Genomic DNA, 25,836 nt, shown 5'->3' on the forward strand with positions numbered 1-25,836 from the left:
GGGCGGCGCGAGCCCGGAGCAGGCCTGACCGTGGGATCGGGGCCTCGTCCGCAAGTCGAGCAGAGATGGTCGTCGTGGCAGATCGGACCCGGAATACACGCGGAGGGGTTGCGCCCTGGCGCCGCTGGCTCGTGCCCTGCGCGGTGCTCGTGGCGACGCTTGCGCTCGCCTGCCGGGAGCAGGGCCGCGTCCTCTTCCAGCAGGCGAGCGTAGACGTCGAGAGCTTCGAGCTGGTCTCGGAGCGGGTGATCGCTCCGACCGTCACCGAGTCCACCTACCGTGCAAGGTGTAGAGCCAGGGCGGGGTCCTACGACGACGCGATCGTCTTCGTGAGCACGGAGGCGCTCGGCGTGGAGCTCGTCGATGCGGTGGCGCGCTGTGGCCCGCTCGGCGCTGGAGACACGCGGGACAGCGTCGAGACGATCGTGCTGGAGCGCGATCCCACGCGGCCCTTCGATCCGAACGTGCTCGACTGGATCGCGGTCGCCTACGGCCCCCACACGCGTGTGGCCGCGGAGCCAGCGCCCGGGGGAGCGCAGCGGCTCCGCTACGAGGTCGAGGTCACCGACTCGACCGGCCAGCAGGACATCGCCGTGGGCGTCACGAGCGTGAGCCCGTCGATCACCGTCGTGGACGGGCTCGTCACGGCCTCCACGCAGCGTTCCTCCACCAGCGTGCGCAACACCGAGACCTTCGAGGTCCTCGTGGAAGCCGGCGCGTCCTTCGATCCCGCAGGCCTTGCATGGACGCTGTCGCGCGGCATGCGCAGCGCCTTCGCGCTCGGCGTGACGCGCACCCTCGACGGTGCGGGCCAGCCCCTCGGCGCCGTGCAGATCGAGGAGGAGGGGCCCGCGGGGCCCGCGCTCGGGACGTCCGAGAGCGAGACGGGCCTTGCGACGCTCGCGCTCGCGGCGGGCACCTTCCACTGGAAGTTCTCGCACGACGGGCATCTGCCGGTCTGGCGCGAGGCCACGCTCGCGGCTGGCCAGGTGCTCTCCGTCCCGAGCCCGTGGCTGCCCGCGCGCAGCAGCGCGCCGCCGGCCGCGCTCAGCGTGCTGAACGGCGGAGAGGTCGCTGGTGACGGGGTGCTCGTACGCTTCGCGCCGGGCGCCTTTGCGGCCCCGGCGACCGGCACGCTGACCCCCGTCGGTGGCCAGGCGCTCCCGGGGCTGCTGCCCGCCGGCTGGAGCCCGCTCGCGGCGTTCTGGCTCGAGCTCTCGGCCGAGCCGCAGGCGCCGGGACAGGCGGAGCTCGTGCTCGGCGAGCGGCTCGTACCGGGCGAACGCGCCTTCCTGGTGCGTTTCGACCCGCCGACGCGCCGCTGGATCGAGACCGGCTCGCCGGTCACGGCGAGCGACACGCTCGCGACGGTGGCGCTCGCGGCGCCGGGCGCCTACGCGATCGTGGTGGCGGACGCCGGTCCGACGGCGCCGCCGATACCCGCCGCTGGTGCGGTGCTCGAGCCCACGGCGACGCCCTTCCCGCTGCCGGACGGTCTCACCGCGACGGGAACCGTGACGCCGCCCGTCGCGGCCGCGAGCGAGGAGCCCTCGCTCGTGACGGCCCGGAGCGAGGTCGTGGTGGCCCACACGGGCCCGCTCCCGAGCGGGCTCGTGCTGCGCGCCAGCGTGGACGAGCAGTACCTCCTCCGCGACGGCACGGCGCGCACCACCCCGAGCTACGAGACCTTCTTCGTCGCCTACCAGCGGCCGGGCGACGGGGATCCGCTGACCCTGCACGCGCGCTTCCCGCTGCGCCCGCAGCTCACCCTCGGCCCGGACGCGCTCGACGAGGCGCACGTCGCGCTCGAGGTCCTGCCGGTCACCGCCTTCCAGGGGGGCCTGTTCAGCCCGAGCGGTGGGCGGGTCTACGCGCCGGGCGTGCTGATCTCGGCCGGCAGCGACGCCGTCGATCGCGCGCGGGCCGTCGAGCTGCGCGCACTCGACCCCGCGCGCTTCGCCGGGGAGCTGCCGCCCGGCGCGGCGCTCGTCGCGTTCGAGCTCGGGATCGAGCTGCGCGACGGCGCGCGCGTGGAGGCCGCGTTCGACCAGCAGGCGCCGAACGCCCATTTCGTGCTGGCGCGCCTCGTGCAGTCCGGGGCGCGCTCGGGCCTCGAGCCCCGTGTCCGCTATGCGAGCGACGGGTTCGGCGTGCTGCGCAGCGTCGAGCCGGCCAGTGGCTCGAAGCTGCCAGGCATCACCTCCGCGGGAACCTACGTGCTCGTGCGTGTCGACGGCCCCCGCGCGCTCGTCGAGGGCGTCGCGCGTGATACCCGGGGCCAGCCGGCCGAGGGGCTCGCCGTCACCGTCGCGGGTGAGCCGTGGCTGACCTTCTCCGGGGCCGGCGGCCGCTGGCAGCTCGTCGCGCCGGTGGGGCAGGCGGAGGTCACCGTCACCGACCTGCGCAACGGCGACCGCGGCGCGCAGAGCGTGCTGCTCGCCGACGCCACGAGCGTGGGCAACGCCGATCTCGGTACCCAGCCTGCGGGGCCCCGCGTGGTGGAAACCGACCCCGCCGACGGCGCGACCGGCGTGCGCGCCTCGACGCCGATTCGCGTCGCCTTCAGCGAGCGCGTGGCGCCGCTCGCGCCTGGCGACCTCGTGCTCACGGACGACGGCGGTAGCCCTGTTGCGGCTACGCTCTCGGTCAACCTCGCGCGCACCGAGGTCACGCTGCTGCCGGTCGATCCGCTCCCGGCGGGCGCGCAGTTCACGGTGACGCTCGCGGACACCATCGCCGATCCGGGCGGCCTTCCGCTCGAGGGTCCGCGCGTGTTCCAGTTCACGACGCGCCAATCCGCCCCGCGCGGCGCCGGTGCACAGCTCGTCTCGTGGGAACCCGGCGCGCAGACCAGCGAGTGCAACGACGTGCCGGGCTTCGACCCGGCCGAGACCGACATCTCGTGTGTGGTCGGCACCCAGGGCGCAGCGGATCCCGATGTCGCGGTGATCGTCGTGAACGACACCCAGGGCACCACTGCGACCGTGCGCTCGCAGCTCGACGGGAGCTTCGAGACCTTCATTGCCGCCGACGTCGATGACTTCCTCTCGGCGGCCTTCGTGAACGCCAACGGGACGCGCATCACGCTCCCGTTGTCGCGCCAGAACTTCGACGACGGCTCGGTCGCGCTGTTCCCGAGCGGCGGCATTCTCGAAGCCGAGAGCGACGGCGGCCCGGTGCAAGTGATCGTCGAGCCCGATGCGGTCCCGACCAAGACCAAGTTCAAGCTGGACGTCTCGGACAGCCTCGCGGTGATCCAGCAGCTGCTCGCCGAGGCGCCGCCCGAGAACGGCGCCACGCTTCTCGACGCCGCCCGCGTCGAGATCGACGGCGAGCTGCGCGAGGCAGCCGACATCGCCTTCCCGCTGGACCCCGCCGACCTCGCGCTGCCGCCGGGTGAGACGCCCGAAGAGCAGAGCTACGTGATCGCCGAGCCGATCGAGGTCGACGGTGTGACCGTGTACCGCGTCGTCGACGAGGCGCGCTTCGAGGACGGCCAGGTGCGCACGGCCTCGCCGCCCTTCGAGGGGCTGCTGCCCTCCAGCGGCCTGCTCGTCGCGATGATGTTCCCGCCGATCGCGACCGCGACCGTCACCGTGAGCGGTCGCGTCGGCGCGGTGTCGGAGGCGCTCGGCCGGCCGCCGACGAGCGCGGAGATCCTCGGCGGCGCCGCAGGCCGGCTTCCGATCGCGCCCGTCGCGGGCGCGGTCGTGAGCGCAGTCCCGGCTGGATCGGAGCTAAGCGGAGACCGCTTGCGCCCGGGCGGCTTCGTCGCGCTCACCAACCGCGCGGGCTTCTACGCGATCAAGGTGGACGTTCAGGGCACGGCCGACGCGGTCGGCATGCGCGCCACGTCGCTGCGCTTCCCGGGACGCATCGCGCGCGGCTCGTTCCCGGTGTTCGAGGCGCAGAGCGTCGGCAACTTCGGCGTCGTCACGTCCGACTTCGCCTTCCTCCTGCCCGCCGGCTCGGAGGGCGGCGCCGACGGCTTCGCGCCGATCATCAATCCGCTCCCGCCGAGCTCTGTGCTGCCCGTCGGCCAGGACGTTTCGGTTCCCTTCGACCTGCGCGACGACCGCACCGCGCCGAGCATGGAGAGCGTCGTCTTCCGGCCCGAGCTCTCCGCATCGCTGGTTCCCGGCGAGCCGCTCGGGGCAGTGAGCGTCACCGAGGGCGCCACCACGCCGCTCAATGCGACGAGCGCCCGCACCGACGTGAACTTCCGCGTCGAGCGCGACGCGCTGGTCGCGGTCGAGGTACGGGCCAAGGACGCGGCCGGCAACGAGCGCACCGCGCTGCATCGCTTCCGCTTCGGCGCGCCGCCGCCGCCGCCGCCGCCGGGCGGGCTCCAGCCGAGCGATCCCGACGACGCGACACCACCCCGCGTATCGTCGATTGTACCGACCGACGGAGCGATGGTCGCGGATCTCGAGGCGATCGTCGTGCGCTTCAGCGAGGCCGTCGCCGAGGACATCGAGACGAACGGCGCGGTGACGATTCGTTCGTCGGCGCTCGGATCGATCGTCGCGGGCGTCGAGCTCTCGGCCGATCAGCTCACTGCGCGCATCGACCCGGGCGTGCTGGTCGCCGACGACGAGTACACGGTGACGATCGGGACGGCGGTCCGGGATCTCGCCGGAAACCCGATGGCGAGCTCCACCACGGTGACCTTCCGCACGCCGCCGATCGCGGGCGGTCCGCTGCCGGACGTGGCGGTTCCCGTCGCGACGGTGATGCAGGGCAACGTCGCCTATACGCTCGACCGTGGCACGGGCCAGAACGACGAGGGCATCTGGATCCACGGCGTCGCGGACCCCGAGCAGCCCGTCGTGCTCGGCCGCTACCTCGGGCTGCCCGACTACCCGCGCGCGCTCGCGATCGTACCGAAGTGGTCGTACCAGCAGACGCTCACCGCGCCGGCCCGCGAGGACCGCACGCTGCTCGTCGCGGCCGGCGGCCTCGTGGGCGACGGCAACGCCGGCCAGTGGATCCACGTCGTCGACGTGACCGATCCGGCGAGTCCCGAGCGCGTGGCGAGCCTGCTGGCGATCCCGGACTTCTCCTCGGCGATCGTGCTGCTGCGCGCGAGCGCGCCGCGCCTGTTCACGCTCGTGAACACGGGCGAGGGCGGCGTGGTCCAGATCATCGACCTCCAGAGCTTCATCGTCGGCTGCAACATGAGCTCGCAGGAGTTCACCGACAATCCGCCCCGCGCGGGCTCCGACGCCAACGGCGACGGCGACTTCGTGGATGGCGGTGACACGCTTCCCATTCCCGAACGGAGCTCGCTCTTCGGGCAGGAAGCCGCCATCGCGGCGCCCAACCGCCACGCCATCGGCGACTTCGACGTGGCGCTCGGCGGCAGCACGCTCGTGTCGGTGATGAACGCGTCCACCGATGGCTTCGGCAGCAGCTTCCCGGCGCGCCTCCAGATCCACTTCGCCGACGGCCTCTTCGTCGGCGACGGCGGCAGCGCCGACGGCGCCGTCGAGTTCCCGACCGAGCCGCGTCCGTTCCGGGTGCGCATCGATCCCGACCTGCCCGTGCCCGACGGGAGCGGCGGCCTGCGCGTCGTTCGCGCCGCGCTCGTCGCGCGCGGCAAGCGGATCGAGGTCTGGGACATCACCGATCCGCTGGCGCCCGCGCGGATCGCCGACATCGGGTTCGGTCCGGCGCTCGGACCGGACGCGCGCATCTTCGCGATCGAGCCCGCCGGTCCCGACCGGTGGGTCGTGGCGACCGACGAGAAGATCTTCTTCCTCGACCGCTCGCGCCTGACCGAGGCCGCTGCGAGCGCGGACGACGCGAGTCCCGCCGTCGAAGACGCGATCGATCTCGGCACTAGCGGGCGAAGCTTTGCGGTGTCAGGCAGCACGCTCGTCGCTCCCGGAGCGAAGCAGATCGTGCAGCTCGCGCCGCGGGTGTCGATCGTCCAGGTGCCGGGCAGCGCGGTGACGACGGCCGACGCGCTGCGCGCGCGGTCCGAGACCGCGATCCGCGAGTTCCTCGGCGGGCGCGTCGAAGAGGCATTCCTGCTCCCGGCTCCGCTCGAGGCCACGGGCGGCTTCGCGGCGGCGCTCACCGACCCGCCCGTTCCCCGTTTGCATCACTACGCGCTGCTCGAAGGCTCGGGTGCCAGCGGCAGCGAGGTGAAGCTCGCGATCGAGTCGCTCGAGCGGGACGGCACGCTGCTGTCGGCGAAGGGCGAGAGCTTCGGCGCGATCTTCCTGTCCGACAACGCCGCCTCGATCCGGCTGGAGGCGCCGATTCATCCGGCCGTGACCTCGCTGCGCGCGAAGCGGCTCTCCGACGACCCGCTGAGCCCGCTCTACGACCTGTTCCTGAGCGATCCCTTCGTGATCGTCCGCGAGCCGCTGACGGCGGCGCAGCGCCAGAGCCTCGAGGGCGGGAGCCTTCCGCGCGCGGTGGTGCACGCCGGCGAGCAGATGCGCGTCAGCATCGACTTCAGCCCGAGCGTCGACGGCGTCGACGCGCTCGAGGGCAAGATCGAAAGCTCGTCCTACGAGCCCGGGCTGTCGCGCACCTACACATCCCTGTGCAGTGAGTACGTCGACTCGCCCAACCCGACCTTCGAGTCGGGCGCGCCGCGTCTCGCCGGCATGACGCTGCCGACCGGGGAGTACCGGCACGAGGCGACCGACCTCGCAGTGAAGGGGCGCTCGGCGGACCTCGTGATGAGCCGCGTCTACGCGAGCCGCTCGGCGGCGGCCGGCGTGCTCGGGCCCGGCTTCGACTTCAATTGGAACGCGCGCATCTGCGAGCTACCGATCGGCGCGCTGCCTTCCGGATACCGGCTCCCGCTGACCTTCTACGGCGACGCCGGCTTCGACCGCATCGCGCAGCCCGGAGACGCCTTGCTCTCGGACGGCGCGGGCAACGTCCATCTCTATCGCCGCATCGACGAGGCGCACGGGAATCTGGCGAAGAAGCCGCTCTTCGAGACCGACCCGGCGATCGCGGCGTTCGGCTGGTCGTCGAAGATCGCCTCCTTCTACGAGTCGCCGCGCGACCGCTTCGACGCGCTCTACCGCATGAGCGATGGAAGCTTCGTGCACGTGGCGAGCAACGGCGCGCGCACCGTCTACGACGCCGACGGCCGCCTCACCGAAATCGTCCCCGCCTTCGTCGACAGCCGCATGCGTGTGTTCCGGCGCGCCGACGGCCGCCTCGACCGCGTGGAGGGCGATCGCGGCATCGCGCTCGAGTTCGGCTGGCGGCTGCCGACCACGAGCCCGAGCTTCGACACTACGATCGATCTCCCGTACTCGAGCGCCGCGGATCTCGGGCGGCTCGGCCGCGTGAAGGCCGGCGCGCGCAACGTCGAGTACCGCTACGACGACCACGGCCGCCTCGAGAGCGTCGTCCAGACCCACGGCCGGGACATGCGCTACGGCTGGAAGCCGGGCGATCCGCTGCGGCTCGCGAGCCACGGCCATGGCAGCGCGGGCGACGAGGAGCCGCGCGCCGCCATCACGTACGACGGGGCGCTGGTCGACAAGGTCGACGTCCGCGGGACCGGGATCGACGTCGGCGGCGCGTATCTGACCGCCGAGGCGATGTTCGCGGCGAACGGCGGCACGGCCACCGCCGTGGTCGGCTCCGCGCCCGAACAGCAGTACGCCTTCGACCGCTTCGGCGGCGCGACGGACGTGGGCGGCGAGACCAGCACGGTCGACGACGGCGGCCGCGTCAGGCAACTCGGCAGCGGTGGCGAGACGGTGACGCTCGAGTACGACGACGTTAACACCGCATGGCGCTTGCGCGGCAACCTGCTGCGCTCGACCGTCGGGAGCTTCGTGACCGAGCTGGTCTACGACGGCACGGCGTGGAATCGCCTCGTGCGGGTGACGACTCCCGAAGGGGTCACGACGACGTGGAGCTACGCGCCCGCGAGCATGCTCGACGTCACCGGCAGCAGCGGCCTGGAGATCGTCGCGACGACCGGGCCGGTCACGAACCGCTCGCACTTCAACCGCTGGGGTCAGTTCCAGGCGTCGAGCCTCGAGGAGAGCGGCGCCACGCCGCTGACGCGCGGCGTCCGGCTGGGCGGCTCCAACGATCTGCCCGAGACCGCGTCCTGGGGCGGCAGCTATCCGAGCGGAGCCGGCGGCCTCGTCGAGGTCAACATCGCCAGCGATTCCAACGGCGTGCCGTCGAGCTTCGACTCGGGCGGGAGGAATTTCGCGGTCCAGCGCGACGCGGACGGCGTGGCGACCGGCTTCGGCGACGCCGACCTCACGGTCAGCACGACCACGGACGACGGCCGGCCGGCCGGCATGACGGTGAGCACGGCGAGCGGAGCCGTCTCGCAGTCGCTCTCGTACGGGGCCGATCCCTTCGCCGTCGAGAGCATGCGGGACGAAGCGACGGGCCTCGCCGACGTGAGCACGAGCTTCGGCTACGACGGCTACGGCCGCGTGACTTCGCTTTCCTCGAACGGCGAGACGACGAGCTTCGGCTACACCGGCGCCGCGCTCACCAGCCGCAGCGGCCCCGGCATCGAGCAGTCGATCACGTTCCAGAACGGCGCTCCGACCGCGATCGAGGACCAGGGAATCGGAGCGGCGCTCGGCTACGACGGCGAAGGGCGGCTCACTTCGCTCACCACCGATCTCGGGGCCTCGACCTTCCGTTACGGCAACGGCCGCCAGGTGGTCGGGAAGACCGTCACGGACGCCAGCTTCGGAACGCTCGTCGACGAGACCTACGGCTACGACGCAGCCGGCCGACTCGAAAGCGTGACGGGCGCGCTCGCGCAGGCGTTCTCCTACTTCCCGGACGGAATGGTTCGGCGCGTCCAGGTGAATGGGCAGACCGTGAAGCAGCTGACCCGCGACGTCGCCGGCCGCGTGACGCGCATCGAGCTGCCGGCGCTCGGCATCACGACCGAGCGGACGGGCTTCGACGGCACGACGGGACGCACGCTCGGCGAGACGGTCACCTTCCCGAGCGGGCGCTCGCTCACGAAGACGTTCGACTACGCGAACGGCGCCCTGGCCTCGATCGCGCTGCCGAGCGGCGCGACGACGAGCTTCGGCCGCGACGACTTCGGCAACGGCACCGCGACCACGGATCCGGACGGGGTCACGACGCGTGCCACCTACGCGGCCGACGGCAGCGTGCTGTCGGTCACCTTCGGCGACGGCACCGGCGCCGACTACCGCTACGACGGCAATCGCCACCTCGTCGGGATCGGCGCGATGGACTTCACGCTCGACGCCGAGAAGCTGGTGTCGGTCGTCACTTGGCCCGACGGCACCGATACGAAGTTCCGGCGCACGCAGAACCCGCTGCTGGTGGACGAGATCGAGTACGGCGGCGCGACGCAGTTCCTGACGCGCGTCGCCGGCCAGACGCGCATCCTCGATGTGCCCAACACCGGCGACCGCATCGAGATGCAGCGCGACGCGCTCGGCGCCGTGCGCAAGGTGACGCGCGGGCAGCACGTGATCGACGTGGGCCTCGACGGCCGCGGCCGCGCCGTTTCGGAGTCCACGGCCCTCGGCACGTGGGCGGTCACGATCGACGATCTCGGCCGCACGGTCGACGAGGACTATCCATCGGGCCTCGCGCTCGACTACGCCGTCGACGGCTTCGGCCAGCCGACCCAGATCGGTGGCGTCGGGATCTCGTCGCTTGCGTTCGCTGCGCCGGGCGTCGTCGAGTCCCTCTCCTACGCCGGCGGCGTCACGTTCACGCGCACGCTCGACGCCGACCTCCGGACCACGACGATGCGCTGGGAGGCGAGCGGCGCTGCCGATCCGCCACCGGCGGCGGGCTTCGAGTACGAGCTCACGCAGGGCGGGCGCGTGCTCTCGGAGCACCGGCTGCACGACGGCCGCGTCGACGTCTACCGCCGCAACGCGCCGCCCGCCGGCATGCGCATCGTGGACTTCGAGCTCGGCGCCCTGTGCCGCGCGAGCTCCTGCGGCGACGCGACGCTCGACGCCGGCGAAGCCTGCGACGACGGCAATCTCTTCGCCGGCGACGGCTGCCGCGCGGATTGCACCGCCGAGAGCTGCGGCGATGGCCGCCTCGACTTTGCCGAGCTGTGCGACGACGGCAACTCGCTCGGGGGCGACGGCTGCCGCGGCGACTGCACGGTCGAGCGCTGCGGCGACGGCGCGTTCGACGCCGGCGAAGCCTGCGACGACGGCAACGCGGGCGTCGGCGACGGTTGCCGCGCCGATTGCACCGCCGAGAGCTGCGGCGACGGCGTGCTCGATCCGGTCGAGAGCTGCGACGACGGCAATGGGCTCGGCGGTGACGGCTGCGATGCGAGCTGCGGCGTGGAGATCTGCGGCAACGGGCGACTCGACACCGGCGAGGACTGCGACGACGCGAACGGCGCCTACGGCGACGGCTGCCGCCCGGACTGTACGGCAGAGGCTTGCGGCGACGGGACGCTCGATCCCGGTGAGGGCTGCGACGACGGGAACCCGACTCCGGGCGACGGCTGCAGCCCGAGCTGTATCTCGGACCTGTGCGGCAACGCCGCGACCGATCCCGGCGAGAGCTGCGACGACGGCAACAGCAGCGGCGGCGACGGCTGCGACCGGCGTTGCCAGGTCGAGGCCTGCGGCAACGGCTTCCTCGACACGGGCGAGGATTGCGACGACGGCAACGTCGTGAACGGCGACGGTTGCCGCAGCGACTGCAGCGTCGAGCGCTGCGGCGACCTCGTGGTGGATGCCGGCGAGTCCTGCGACGACGGCAACCCGGCCGGCGGCGACGGCTGCCGCGCGGACTGCACGGTCGAGCGCTGCGGCGACGGGCTCCTCGACGCGGGCGAGTCCTGCGACGACGGCAACGCGGCGGACGGCGACGGCTGCCGCGCCGACTGCAGCGTCGAGCGCTGCGGCGACGCCATCCCAGACGCCGGCGAAGACTGCGACGACGGCAATCTCACGACCGGCGACGGCTGCCGCGCCGACTGCAGCGCCGAGACGTGCGGCGACGGCGCCCTCGACTCGAACGAGGTCTGCGACGACGGCAACACGAGCGGCGGCGACGCCTGCCTGCCGAACTGCACCGAGGCCGCTTGCACGAACGCCCAGCAAACCGCGCAGGCGCCAGCGGTCACGCTCGCGGGCTTCGACTTCGATGCCGAGAGCGAGCTGCTCTCGCCGCAATCGAGCAGCGGCGCCCCTGACAGCCGTGCGGTGTTCGCGGACATGACCGTGGTGGCGGGCCGCCTCCAGCAGGCGAGCGGCGTCACGGTGCTCTACGACGACGGCGGCTCGGTCTCGCAGGCACCGCTCTGGGTGCACCTGCCCGGCGATCCGACGCTCACGCAGGTGACCGCGAGCTTCGAGCACGACGGCTTCGGGATGCTGCGGCGGGTCACGCGCACTGACGGCTGCGAAGTGTCGTACGTCCGCGACGGCATGGGCCGCATCGTCGAGCGGCGTGCGGCGGGACCCGCCGATCGATGCCGCGCCGGACGCCAGCACTTCGCTTGGAAGGACGGGCGCCTCATCGAGGAGTACGAGGAGGTCGGGCCGCCGCTGAGCCCTACGCGCGAGCTCACGCGGCGCTTCGTGTGGGTCGGCAGCCAGCTCGTGCTGGCGCAGGCCGCGGCGGCGCCCGGCGATCCGCTCGAGGACTTCATTCCGCTCGCCGGCATCAACGGCAGCGTGGGCGGCTACCTGGGTCGCGACGGCGCGCTGCTCGAGTCGATCAGCTACGGCCCGTACGGAACGCCGCGCGTGCAGCGCGTGGTGGACGGCACCCTGCTGCGCGGCGAGTCCGAGCGCTCCGCGATCGCGCACCGCTTGCTCTTCCACGCCGCGTTCTTCGACGAAGCGACCGGCCTCTACCAGATGGGCGAGCGCACGCTGCACCCGCAGCTCGGCCGCTTCCTCGAGCGCGACGCCGCGCTCTATCGCGACAGCCGCGCCCTGCTCACGGCGATGAACGGCGATCCGGTCGGCAATGTCGACCGCAAGGGCAGCCGGGTCGAGTCGGTCGTCACGCAGGCGCAGCAATACGGCGAGATGGTGGAGTGGAGGACGGCGAAAGAGGCCGGCAAGGGGATGGTCGAAGGCTGGCAGGAGCTGCGCGAGGGGCTCGGTGAGCGCGACGACGACTGGACCAACCCGATCGGCCTCGGCAAGACGTCGCTGGAGTTCGTCGGGAAAGGGCTGGCGCTGGCCGGATCGTTCGGAAGCGAGCAGGAGCGCAAGCAGTTCCAGGCGGAGTGGATCGACAAGACCGAGGGCCTCTCGAAGAGCGTCGAGGCGATCCACAGCGTCTTCGAGGTCGAGCACGAAGCGGGGACCTTGAAGAAGCTGCTCGCGGCACAGGAGCTGGCGTCGCAGGTCGGCGTGGTGAAGTGGACGGTCGCGAAGGACGGTCTCACCGCCTTCACGGAGAGCGACGCCGGAAGCAGGCGGTCCCGGGCCGTCGGGACATCCATCGACCCGCCTGCAAAGGCGATCGAGTTCGCGTGCGACGCCGACACGCCGGACTCGCAGCGCGTGAAGCTCACCGACGCCCGGCTCGCGGCCGCCGAGGCGGTGCTCGAGCTCGCGAAATGGGCCGCCGCGGACGCGATGGAGGCCGACAAGGACGCCCCCGACATCGACATCGATCAGATGGACAAGAGCGCGATGGCGATGAACGTCGATGGCCTGTTCGGGGTGAGCGAAGCGCTGATCACCGCCGCCAAGGCGGTGCACGAGGCGCAGCAGGTCAAGGCGCTCTCCGAGGCGGGCAAGATCGCCTTCTCGGCGGGAGAGTTCGGATCGCTCTCGAGCCGCGTCTTCCCGGGCTCGGCCGCCCTCGCGCTCACCTTCGACGCGTCGTTCAAGGGGATGCAGGCCGTGCTGCTGCTCGTCTACGACGAGCGCCAGGGCAACGAGTACCGCCGCGCGCGGCGCCAGTTCTCCGAGGACGGCGTGATGACCGTCGGCAGCGGTCTCCTCTCCGCCGCGCACGACCTGACGGGCGTGCAGCTCCTGCAGGACGCGGCGTGGGCGATCCAGCGCTTCCATGACTACGACCCGGCCGGCGGCCCCGGTCCGTTCGCCGGACGCGTGCGCCAGGACCAGCAGCGCATGTACCTGCTCGAGCGGGGGCTGGATGCGAACTAGGCGCGTCGCTGCTGCGCTCGCGCTCGCCGCCGCGCTCGCCGGTGCGGCGTCCGCCGCGCGCGCCACCGACGTGCTCACGACGCTCGACTACCGCGTCGTCGGCGTCGCGCTGCGGCCGGTGCGCACGAGCCTCGCGATCCCGAAGAACGTGCCGGGGGCGGTCACCATCGAGCTGATCGCGGGCAGCGAGGGCAACACCGTGGAGGAGCTCGCGCGCGGCGCGGTCGTCGAAGCGACCCTGCGCGGCCCCTCCTTCGCCGCGCGCCGCGTGGTCGGGCTCCCGAACGGCGACCTCGTGCTCCCGCCGCTGCCGCTGGTCGGCGACTACTCGCTCGACGACATCCGGCTCGTCGACGTCGCCACCGGCGCGACCCGGCTCGACGCGAGTCCGCGCTCGCTGCCGGTCACCGTCTTCGACGAGGTGCTCGTCTCGCGCGTCACCTCGCGTCCGCTGACCCTCGACGAGATCGAGGCCCGAGGCATCACGATCGACGAGTCGAGCTTCCGCGTGCTCGAGTTCGAGGTGGGCTTCGTGCTCGACGGCCAGACGGTGCCGGTCAGGTTCCCGGTCGTCGCGCCGCGCTTCGACGGCAAGGTCGAGCTGATCCCGAAGGCGGAGCTCGAGGCGCTCCTCACCGAGGCCCAGGCCGCGAACGCCGAGCTGGCGCTGGGGGCCGAGCTGCCCCCCGAGCTGGAGGCCGCCGGCCTCGACATCGACGTCCAGGGCGTGAACTTCCAGTTCGTCGAGCCGGCCGAGGACGACGACCTCGCGCTGGCGGTGCCGCCGATCCCGGGCCTCGTCGTGGTGCCCGGCCGGATCGGCCTCCTGAACCAGTTCTTCAGCGTGATGCTCTTCACCGAGAACGCGGCGCCGAACGGGTCCGGGCTCTCGGTGCGCGACCTCGCCGCGACGATGACGCTGCCCGCCGGGCCCGACCAGATCGCCGGCACCCACGCGGCGCCGGGCGACGACCCGCTGCGCTTCGCGCGCGTCGGCCCCGACGCGGTGATCGAGCCGACGCAGCCCGTCGTCGGCCCCGGCGCGGACGGCCAGCTCGGCAGCGCGGACGACCGCACGCGGCTCGCCCCCGGCGATACCGGCCAGGCCGAGTTCCTGGTGGAGGGCCTGCGCGAAGGCCTCCACGTGATGGACCTCGTGATCGACGGCACGCTCGACGGGCTCGGCCGGACGAGCCGCCGCATCCGCGGCTTTGCGTCGGGCTCGGTGCTGGTGCGCAATCCCAGGTTCTCGCTCGCCTTCACCCACCCGCGCACGATCCGCAGCGGCGAACCCTACACCGCAGCGGTGACGGTGCTCAACACGAGCCCGACGCCCGCCAACCTGGTCTCGGTGACGCTGCCCGCGGCGAGCCTCTCCGGCGCCGTCTTCGAGCCGGGCACGCCCGAGGTCGCCGAGCTCGGGACGATCCTGCCGGGCGAGACCGCGACCGCCGAGTTCCGCCTGCGCGCGCAGCGCACCGGCGCCATCACCTTCTCGCAGCTCACCAGCGACTCGGACCTCGTCGGGCGTTTCCGCCTGCGCATGGGCGTCGACGAGCGCGGCGTCGCGCTCTCGCCCGACGCGATCGGCTACCCGGACTTCGCCGAGGACGTGCGCGCGCTCTCGCCGGCGCTCTTCCAGGCCTTCGAGCGCTACCTCGGCCAGGCGCTCTCGGTCGCGACGGCGGCGCAGCTCCCGCCGGGTGTCGAGCCGGTGTCGCGCGGCGCGCTCGAGTCGCGCGTGCTCGCGATCGCGGAGGCGGGCCAGCGGCTGCGCTACGGAGACACCGCGCCCCGCGTGCTCGCGGACCTGCTGCTCGACTTCCAGGGCGCGCGCCGCCCCCACGCGGGCCTCGACCAGATCTGGCGCGAGACCGGCGCCGGTCGCGAGCTGCGCGAGGCGCTGCTCGCCGCGCTCGCCGCCGAGGCCGCCGAGCCCGGCGCGGTGGCGCTGCTCGCGGCGCGTGCGGCGGACCTCGCCGGCCGCGGCGAGCCCTGGCTCGTGGCGGCGGTGGACGCGGAGGCCTGGTCGCCTGCCTTCGAGCTGGCGGGCGCGCTTGCGGAGCTCGGCGAGAGCGAGATCGGGAACGCGGCGGGATTCTCGGGTTCCCCGTCGGCCGCGGTCGACGGACACTGGATCGCGTCCCGGCCGATCGCCGGGATGCTGCGCCTCGTCGCCGGCGCGGACGCGCCGGCCGCGGAGCTGGCACTCCTCGACCTCGCCGGCGACGGAACGGGCACGCTCTGGCGCTGGCCGCTGCCGGCGCTGCCGCGCGGCGCCTGCCTGCGCGCCGCCCTCGGTGGTGCCACGGCGCCCCCGCTCGCGGTGGACGAGACCTGCGACGGGTCGAGCGAGGCCGTGCTCGCGCCGGCGAGCGAGCCGGTCGTCGAGCCGGCGCCCGCCGTGCTCGCCGCCGTGCAGGACGAGCAGGTGCTCGCGGGTCGGCCGTCCAAGCCGTGCCCGCGCCCCGACATCCGCAACTACGGGACCGTGGTCGGCGTGCTCTTCTCGAAGCCGATGACGCAGGCGAGCGTGGACGTGCCCGGCGCCTACCGCTTCGAGGACGGCAACGGCGCCGAGTCGGTGCAGATCCAGCCGGGCGGCCGCGTGGCGTTGCTGAACCTCGGGCAGCCGGTCGGCACGCTCGTCGCGCGCACGCTTTCGGTGGCCCCCGAGGTGACCGATCCACGCGGCAACCCGCTCACCGTGGGGTCGGTGCCGCTCCAGGCGACGGCTGCGATCGGCGTCTCGATCGCCGGGCGCGTGATCCGCGCGAGCGGCGAGCCCGCCGCCGGCGTGCCGGTGACGCTCACCATCTACGACGAGGTCATGGGCTTCGCATGCGAGCCCGCCACCGCGCGGCCCGCGCAGGCGCGCAGCGACGCCGAAGGGCGCTTCCACTTCGACTACGTGCCGGCGGGCATCCCCTACTCGGTGTCGGCTACCGACACGAGCGGTCTCTCGAGCGAGGCCGAGGCGCTGATCCTCGCCGCGAGCAGCGACGCGCAGCTCGACCGCGCGCGGCTGCTCGAGCTCGCGAGCGGCTCGGCGGCCGGTACGCTCCTCGAGCAGTTCGCGGCCGGCGCGCTGCCGCAGGCGATCGCGGCGGCCGAGGGGCTCGACCGCGCGCTCCTGCGCGACCACGTTGCCGAGGAATCGGCGCGCGTCGGCGGCGAGGTACCGGTGGCACTGCGCTTCCGCGGCCGCGGCACCGTCCTGGGCACGGTCTTCGAGCCGGACGGGGTCACGCCGTCGCCGGGCGCGGCCGTGAACCTCTTCCCCGACCCCGACTCGCGTGAGCTCGGGCGGGGCGTGTTCTCGGACGCCTCGGGCCGCTTCGCCTTCTTCGGCGTGCCGCTCGGCGCGTTCTCGATCGATGCCGCGAGCCCGAGCGGGCGCGGGCGCACCGTCTCCGGCGTCCTGCTCGCACCCGGCGAGGGGAAGGACGTGCCGGTCGTGCTGGCTTCCGCGGTGGTGCCGCGCGGCGCGATCGAGGGCCGCGTGCTCGAGCCGGACGGCAGCGGGCACGGCGGCGCGCGCCTCTTCGTCGGGCGCTACGACGAGGTGACGGGCGAGTTCACGCCCGTCGTGTCGGTCGCGACGGCCGACCCGCAGGGCTTCTACCGCGCCGAGAACGTCCCGGTCGGCACCTGGGTGGTGCTCGCCGTCTCCTTCGACGGCCGCCGCCGCGGTGAGCGCGCGAACGTCGGCGCGACCGCGGCCAGTGCCAGCATCGCCAACGTGATGCTGCAGGGCCGCACGACCGTGCGCGGGCGCGTCGAGTTCGCAAACGGCGCGCCCGGCGCCTTCGCGCTGGTCGCCGGCGGCGAGGCGCTGGTGCGCGCCGACGCCGACGGCCACTTCGTCGCGACCGGTGTGCCGACCGGCCGGCGCTCGATCGAGGCGGCGGTCGAGGCGGACCCCGCGCGCGGCATCGACTTCACGCGCATCGGCCGCGCGAGCCTCGACGTGATCGCGGGCCTCGAGAACTTCGTCGTGGTCCGCCTGACGCCGGCGGGCCGGATCCTCGGCGTCGTGCGCGACGCCGCCGGCAACCCGGTGCCGGACGTCGACGTCTCGATCCCGCAGGAGGGCGGCTTCCTCTGGGTCCACGCGAACGCGCAGGGCCAGTTCGAGTTCCCGAACCTGGCGCTCGACGACTACACCGTGAGCGCGCCCGCGCCGCCGCACGAGGACGCCGACGTCTCGGGTATCCTCGACACGCTCTCGGGATCGCCGACCAGCGAGGAGCTGCAGGCCGCCCTCCAGCGGGCCTTCGAGATCTTCACCGGCGTCAACGACCCGCTCCTGACCGGCGAAGGCCTCGAGTTCCGGCCGTCGCGCTGGGGCTACGTGAAGACCGCGCTCGACTTCGACGGCCAGACCGCCTTCGCCGACGTGCGCTACCTGCCCGAGGGAACGATCGCGGGCCGCGTGCTGAACGGGCAGGGCGTCCCGATCGGAGCGCGCGTGCGGCTCACCGGGATCGGCCCGACCCGGAAAGGCGACGTCGGCTTCCAGGTCCGCGGCGAGCGCGACTCCGATCCCGCCCTCGGCACCTTCACCTTCCCGGGCCAGGCGCTGGCCGGCGACTTCGGCGTGCAGGCGGCAACCCCCTTCTACCCGGCTCCGATCTCGGTGTCGGGCCAGACCTCGCGCATCGATCCCGATCGCAGCGGCCTCGTGCTCCAGTTCCCGAGCGAGGCGCAGGTGAACGGGCGGCTCGCGGGCCACGTCTTCGCGCCCGACGGATCGCCCGTCGCGAACGCGAAGGTGAAGATCAGCTTCGGCGACCTCGAGATCCGCAGCGACGCGAGTGGCCGCTTCGACACCCAGCTCGACCTGCCCGCCTTCGACGCCCGGGGCGAGCCGCGCGGCTACGCCGTCGAGGCCGAGGACGAGGCGACGGGGCTGCGCGGACAGACCGTCATCGTCCTCCGCCCGGGCATCACGAACGAGGCCGACGTCCACCTGATCCCGCGCGGCGGCGCCGTGCGCGTGCGCGTCGTCGACGGCACCGGGCAGCCGGTGGCGGGCGCCGACGTGACGCTGCGGCAGGGGACCTTCCCGCACGACGAGCTTGCGGGCACGACGGACGCCGGGGGCGAGCTGCTGGTCGCGAACCTCTTCGAGGGCAGCTACGCCGCGAGCGCCTCCGCGGTGCTGGGCGTCGTGCGCCGGGACGGCGCGGCGGCCGTGTCGGTCGCCGCGGGCGTGGAGTCGCTCGTCGTGGTGCGGCTCGGCGCGACGGCGACCCTGCGCGGCGTCTTCGTCGCGCTCGACCGCACCACACCGATCCCCTTCGCCCAGATCCGCGTCGGCGACCTCGGCTTCGCGGCCACCGACGCAGCCGGCGCCTTCGAGGTGACCGGCGTTCCGCTCGGCACCCACCAGCTCGTCGGCCAGGACGCGCTCACCGGGCGTCTCGGCACGCTCACGGTGTCGCTCGCAACGGCCGGCGAGATCCGCGACCTGCTCCTCGTCGAGCGCACGCTCGGGCTCGTCGAGGGCGCCGTGCTCGACGCCTTCGGCGCGGGGACCGTGCCCGGCGCGCGGGTCACGCTCTCGATCGCGGACGGCTTCTCCCCACCGCGCAGCGTGACGACCGACCCGGCCGGACGCTTCGCGTTCCCGGGCGTGCCCGCGGGCGCCCTCACCCTCGCGGCGCGGCTCGAGACGCTGAGCGGCATCGAGGTCGGCAGCGCGAGCGCGACGCTCCCGGCGGGCGCAGCGAGCCTCCGCGTAGACGTGGCGCTGGCGCCGCGCACGCGCGCGAGCGTCGTCGTGCTCGAGCCGAACGGGATCGCCCCCGCGGACGCCAGCGTGACGCTCACCGGCCCGGACTTCGAGCAGACCGCCGATACCGACGCGGCCGGCCGCGCGGTCTTCGAGTCGATTCCGCTCGGGACCTACACCGTCACGGCGCGCTCGCGCGTGGCCGGCCAGACGCGCAGCCACGCCGCACAGAGTCTGCACATCGACGTGCGGCCCGCCCACCCCGAGCTGGTGCTGACGCTCGGCGGCGTGGGCCGCGTCGAGGGGCACCTCTTCGCGAGCGACGGCACGACGCCGATCGCGAACCGGACCGTCGAGCTCACGATGGTCGGCGCGGGGGTGCGCATCTCGACGGCGACCGGCGCCGGCGGCACCTTCGCCTTCGACGACGTGGCGCTCGGGGACTTCCGGCTCGTCGGCCGCGACGGCGCGCTCGCGGCGAGCGGGAGCGGCACGATCGCCGCGGACGGAGACCTCGCCAGCGTCGAGCTCGCGCTCGGGCCGAGCGGCCGGGTGGTGGGCCGGCTGGTCTCGCAGGACGGCGCGCTCGCGATCGCCTCCGCCGAGGTCTCGATCGCCTACCAGGCCCCGAGCGGCGCGCTCGGCCGCGACGCCTTCCGCACCGCTGCCGACGGCCTCTTCCACTTCGAGGCGATCCCCGTCGGCGCCTTCGCGCTCGAGAGCCTGTTCCCGGCGCGCCACGGCGTCCTGAGCAGGACCGGAGCGATCGCGAGCGACGGGGAGACGGTGGACCTCGGCGACGTGCGCCTCGACGAGGAGGAGCCGCACGTGGTCGCGAGCGAGCCGGTCGCGGGCGACGAGACCGTCTCGACCGGCGCGGTGGTCCGGCTCACGCTCAACGAGCCGCTCGATCCCGCCTCGATCGACCCGCGCGGTATCTTCCTGCGGCCGCTCGGCGGCGCGTTGGTTCCGGCCGACGTCGAGCTGGTCGTCGATCCCGTGGCGGGCGACCTGCGCGCGCTCGAGATCCGCCCGGACGCACCGCTCGCGAGCGAGACCGACTACGAGGCGATCGTCGTCGACGGCGACCTCCTGGATGCCCTGGGCACCGTCGTCGCCCAGGGCCCGCGTGATCTCGTCGGCCGCGCGCTCGCGGCGCCCTTCCGGCTCGCCTTCCGTACCCGCGACCAGGACCCGCCGGGGCTGCTGTCGATCTCGCCCGCCGCCGGCGCGATCCAGATCGACCCGCGCGCCGTCGTGCGCCTCTCCTTCGACGAGCCGCTCGCACCCGCGGGCATCGACGTCACGCTCACGGGCCCGGGAGGTGCGGTGACGGGCCGCGTGGACGTGGGTGTCGGCGCGCAGGTCGTGGTCTTCACGCCCGATACTCCGCTCGCGCCGAACGCCACCTACACCGCGCGGATCGACGGCGTGCGCGACGTCGCGGGCAACCTGGCCGAGGGACTTCCCCTCTCCTCCTCGTTCACCACCCTCGACACGCTGGGCCCCGTGATCGAGTCGCTCGCGCTCGCGGGCGCAGCGGTCGGTGGCGCTACGCGCGACGTCGTGGCGACGCTCGCCGAGGTCGAGGCGGGCGTCTCGATCCGCCTCTCCGCCGACCTCGTGACGGTCGGGCAGAGCGCGCCGGACGTGCTCTCGGTGCCCTTCACGTTCCCGCTCGCGGGCTCGGTGGTCCTGCGCGCGATCGCGATCGACCGCTTCGGCAACGAAGGGCCGATCGCGGAGCTTCCCGTCACCGTTGCCGCGAACACCGCGCCCGGCGTCGTCCTCGAGCAGCTCGTTCCGGCGAGCGGGCCCGCCCCGAGCGGGTCGACGCTCTCGGTGCGCGTGCGGGGGACCGACGACGTGGGCGTCGCCGTGTTGAAGGCGGCCGCCGAGGGGGCGGGCAGCGCGCCGCTCGTGCAGAGCGCGGGGGCTCCGATCCTGCTCGCCGTTCCCGTCTCGCCCGACGCCGGGCCGGGTGCGAGCGTTCGCGTCCACGCGGAGGCCATCGACGGCAACGGCCAGTCGAGCGGGGAGCAGGTCTTCGCGGTGGCGGTCTCCGACGGCGCTCCGCCCGCCGTGGCGTTCACGGCGCCCGCGGAAGGGACCGCGCTCGTGCCGGGCTCGCGGCTCGAGGTGGTGCTGCAGGGGAGCGACGGGTTCGGCGTGACCCGCTTCGAGCTCGTCGCGGAAGGCGCCGTCTCGGCCTCGCAGGGCCAGGACGCGCCGGGGGCTCCGGGGGGCGCCACGGCCGCCTTCGCCCTCGACCTCCCGCCCGAGCTCGCGAGCGGCGAGAGCGTGACGCTGCGCGCGCGCGCCTTCGACGCGGCGGGCCACTCGGCGGAGGCGGTGCTCGTGCTCGCGGCGCCCGACACGCGCGCACCGCGGCTCGTCGAGCTCGTGCCGGCGGAGGACGCAGCCGTGGGCGTCGCGCCGCGCATCGCCGCGCGCTTCGACGAGCCGATCGCGCGCGCCTCCGCAACGGCGGCGAGCATCGGGCTCTTCGACGCCGCGGATGCGCCCGTGCCCGCCGCGATCGGATTCGAGGACGGGGACCGGGTGGTGACGCTCACGCCTGCGGCGCCCCTGGTCGCCGGGCAGCGCTACCACGTCGTGCTCACGGACGGCCTCCAGGATCCCGCCGGCAACCCGGCCGCCGACGCGGACGGCAACCCGATCGCTGGCCTGCTGCGCGCGTTCACGGTCGGCGGCGCCGTCCTGACCGCGCCCGCGGCCGGCCAGCGCGTGATCGAGGGCCAGCGCTTCGAGGCGGCGCTCGCAGCCGAGCCCGCGCTCGGCGGACAGGCGGCCCGCTTCTACCTGAACGACGTGCTCGCGGCGACCGCGGCCCTCGACGCTGCCGGCGTGGCGCGCGCCACCCTCAGCGCGCCCACCCTCGCCGTGGCGGGCGGCCCCGCCCTGCGCGTCGCGGGGCGCCTCGTCCTGCCGGGCGGCGCCGAGCTCGCGGCCGGCGAGGTCGTGCTCGAGCTCCTTGCCGCTGCCGGCGACTTCGACGGCGACGGCATCGCGAACGGCGACGAGGTCGGCTACGGCACCGATCCCTTCGCCGACGACCGCACGCTCGACGACGACGGCGATGGCCTCACGAACACAGAGGAGTTCGCGCTCGGTACCCGCCACGATGCGGCCGACAGCGACGGCGACGGCCTCGAAGATGGCGCCGAGCTCGCGGCCGGCCTCGATCCGCTCGACGCCGACAGCGACGACGACGGGCTCCCCGACGGCGAGGACGTGCTCGGCGGCCCGCGCATCGTCACGCTCGAGCCGGCCGCCGGCGCGGTGAACGTATCCGTGCGGCCGCGCATCCGCGTTCGCTTCGACGAGCCCGTGGCGCCCGCCGCGGTCACGGCGGCGAGCTTCCTGCTGCTCGAGAACGCCGCCACCCCGGTTCCGGCGAGCCTCGTCTTCTCCGAAGGCGACCGCGTGGTCGATCTCGTCCCGTCGGCGCCGCTCGCCTTCTCGACGCCCTACACGCTGCGGCTCACGAACGCGATCACCGGCACCGATGACGAGCCGATCCGCAACCCCGACGGCAGCGAGCTCACGGTGCCGCTCGAGCGCTCCTTCACCACGGGCGCCTTCGGGATCACCGAGCCGGCAGGCGGTGCACTCGTGCGCGAGCTCTCGACCCTCGCACTCACGGCGTCGGGCGATGCGGCGCTCGGCGTCGCGTCGGTGCGCTTCGAGGTGAACGGCGCCGTGGTCTCGACCGACGCATCGGCGCCGTTCGAGACGAGCTACGCCGTGCCGGCCGCGAACGTGGCGCCCGTGCTCTCGATCACCGCGATCGCCTTCGACGCGGGCGCGGTCGAGCTCGCGCGCGACACGATCGAGGTGACGGTCACGGTCGGCCTCGAGGTCGCGAGCCGCCTTCTCGGCGTGCCGCTCGCTGGCACGCGCGAGCTCGTGCTGCGGCTCCCGGTGCCGCGCGCGACGCCGCTCGAGGTCGCGATCGCGTCGCTCGACCCGGCGGTCGCGAGCGTCGCGGCGGCGCCGTTCACGATTCCGGCCGGCGCGACCGAGCTGCGCGTTCCGGTCACGGGCGTCGCGGAGGGCTCGACCACGCTCGTCGCGACGACGCTCGAAGACGAGGTCGCGATCGCGGTGTCCGTCTCGGCGCTGACCTCCGGAGCGACGCTCGACGCGCTCGCGGCACCGGTCGGGATGGCGGCGCGGCCGTTCCCGTCGCTCGGGCAGGTTGCGGTCGCGCCCTCCGCCACGACCACGCTCGTGCTGCGCCTCCTCGACGCGCCGGCAGCCGCGACGACGCCGCTCTCCATCCGCACGAGCGACGCCGGTGTGGCCGACGTAGGGACACCGGTCGCGGTCGCCGCCGGCTCCACGGACGCGGTGCTTCCGATCACGGCGGGTCCGAGCGGGGCTGCGGTGCTCGAGATCACCGGCGGCGGCACCGGCCGCGAGCTGCGCGTGGTGATCGGGACGCCCGGCGCCGGGAGCACGCCGCCCGTCGTGGCGCCGCCGGTCGGGATCGCGATCCTGCCCTACCCGTCGGCGGGCGACGTGATCCTGCCCGAGTCGAGCACGCGCGCGCTGACGCTGCGCGTCCTCGGCACGCCCGCAGCGGCGGACACGGAGCTCGTGATCGCGAGCAGCGATCCCGCCGTGGCGTCGATCGCCGGTCCGGTGGTGATTCCCGCCGGCTCGACCGACGCGACCTTCACGATCACGACCGGCGCCGCCGGGACGGCGATCGTGATGCTCGTCGCGGGCGACGACGGCCGCGAGCTGCGCGTGACCTCGGGCGCTCCGAGCCCCGCGAGCACGCCGCCCGTGGTCGCGCCGCCGGTCGGGATCGCGGTGCTCGAGGCCGGGACCGCAGGGACGCTCTTCATCGAACCGGGCGACACCAGGAGCTTCGAGCTGACCCTGCTCGCCTACCCGTCGCTCGGCGACCTCCCGGTCTCGGCGACCTCGCTCGACCCGAGCGTCGCCACCGTGAGCCCCGGCGCGCAGGTGCTCCCGACCGGCGAGAGCGCGATCACGCTCACCGTCACCGCCACGGCGGCCGGGAACGCCGAGACGCGCATCGACCTCGCCTTCGGCGTCGAGCGCAGGACACTGCGCGTGGTGGTGGGTGTGCCGGCCGCGGCGAGCGCGCCGACGACGGTCGCGCCGCCGGTCGGCCTTGGGGCCTTCGGCCTCGTGACGCCGCGCGATGGCGACCTGGTCGCGGAGCTCACGACGCTTGCGATCGGTGCCGCCGGTGACGCGTCCTTCGGTATCGCGTCGGTGCGCTTCGAGGTGAACGGGGCGGTCGTCGCGACCGACACGAGCGCGCCGTTCCGGACGGACTTCGCGGTTGCGGCCGCGAGCGAGACGCCCGTGCTCTCGATCACGGCGATCGCGTTCGACGCCGAGGGCGTGGAGGTCGGGCGCGAGACGATCACGGTCTCGGTCGGAGCGGGCGTCACGCTCCGGGCTCCTCGTTCGCCACGCGGCGGCCTCCGGGGGCTGGCACGGCGCCCGCCGGAGCTCGCGGCGAGGCCCCTCGATCCGACGAGACGCTGCGACGAGGCGTCGGCGCAGCAGCGCGCGTCTCGCGTTCTTGCGATGAAGGAGATCGATCATGCGGACCGAAGGACGGCGACACGGAACGGCTAGGCTCGCGCTCGGACTGGCGGCGCTCGTCTCGGTGGGCGCGGGTCCCGCCGGCGCCCAGACGACCGACTTCTGCGGCTGTGCGGGGAGCCCGAGCCTCGGCGCATTCGTGTCGGGCGACGCTGCGACCCATCCGCCGGGAACCGTGCGCAATACGGGCTGGTTCGGGAGTGGCAATCACGGCATCCGCATTCCGCTCCCGCCGGACGGCGTCCTGGTCTTCGACAGCTTCACCGTGCAGTACTTCCCCGGCTACGGCGCCGGCCATTACACGCACGTGTTCTTCGAGCCGAACGCGGCGAACACGCCGGTCACGCTGCTCGTGAAGGGCGACGTGACGATTGCCGGCTACGGGCGCCTGCGCGTGAGCGGCTGGAGCGGTGGCGCCGGCTCGGCAGGCACCGCGGGCAGACCAGGTGCGGGCGGCCCCGGGGGCTTCGCGGGCGGTCAGGGCGCCTACCAGCTCGTCAACTTCGCGAACCGGGGCGGCAACGGCATCGGACCGGGCGGAGGCTTCGGGGCGACCGTCGATCCGCTCGCGCTCGCCTCGGGCGGCACCTTCGTCGGCGTGCCCGAGCTGCGCCCGCTCCTCGGCGGCTCGGGCGGCGGCGGGGGCCGCTCGATCGACGGCACGGCCGGCGCGTCCGGTGGCGGCGGCGGGGGCGGCGGGGGCGCGATCCTGATCGCGGCGAACGGCACCATCGACATCCAATCGGGGGGCCAGATCCTCGCCGACGGCGGCGCCGGCGGGGGCCGGTACGTCGATCTCTCGAGTGCCGGAGCGGGCGGCAGCGGCGGGGCGGTCCGGCTGCTCGCCCATCGCATCCAGGGCGGGGGCGCGATCTACGCGCGCGGCGGCGATCCTGGCAACGCCGACAGCCTGGGGGCCAACGCCGGCTTGCCCGGCCGCATCCGCATGGAGGCGATCTCCAACACCTTCGCCGCCGACAACACGAGCCCCGTCGCCTCGAACGCGCAGGCGCCCGGCCCGCTCGTGAACCCGATCACGCCGACCGTCCGCATCACCGGCATCGACGGCGCCGCGACGCCGCCGAACCCGATCGGCTTCCAGAACGCGGTGGACATGATCCTGGACGCACCGGGCGTGATCCAGGTGGACCTCGCCACCACGGACGTGCCGGCTGGCACCGGCGTCGAGGTCACGGTGAAGCCGAAGGTCGGTGCGGCGCCGACCTCGCAGAACGTGACGCTCGCGAGCTGCGCGTCCGGCGCCTGCACGGCGGCGGCGAGCTTCGACCTCGCGGCCGGGGCCTACATCGTGGAGGCGCGCGCGACCTTCCAGACGCCCTGAGGCCCGGCTCGCCGGAACGGCCGCGGATC

The 25,836-nt window shown here is 73.9% G+C and carries 3 protein-coding genes; all 3 read left to right on the top strand.

Going from position 1 to position 25,836, the window contains the following annotated elements; translation table 11 throughout:
* Positions 1-74 precede the first annotated feature (74 nt).
* The 3 genes from OZ948_04470 to OZ948_04480 are packed head-to-tail and all read left to right on the top strand — an operon-like array spanning position 75 to position 25,807.
* A complete protein-coding gene (locus OZ948_04470; protein ID MEB2343972.1) occupies positions 75-13,115 on the top strand; it encodes an Ig-like domain-containing protein in 13,041 nt (4,346 codons plus the stop codon).
* Positions 13,105-24,498: a carboxypeptidase regulatory-like domain-containing protein gene (locus OZ948_04475; GenBank protein ID MEB2343973.1), complete on the top strand. Its 11,394-nt coding sequence runs from the start codon at positions 13,105-13,107 to the stop codon at positions 24,496-24,498. Before OZ948_04470 ends, OZ948_04475 begins: the two co-directional genes overlap by 11 nt.
* Positions 24,464-25,807, top strand: a complete 1,344-nt coding sequence (locus OZ948_04480) for a hypothetical protein (protein ID MEB2343974.1) — start codon at positions 24,464-24,466, stop codon at positions 25,805-25,807. The genes OZ948_04475 and OZ948_04480 overlap by 35 nt, the downstream gene beginning before the upstream one ends.
* Positions 25,808-25,836 lie beyond the last annotated feature (29 nt).

It is taken from the genome of Deltaproteobacteria bacterium, assembly GCA_035063765.1.
Lineage (GTDB): Bacteria > Myxococcota_A > UBA9160 > UBA9160 > PR03 > CAADGG01.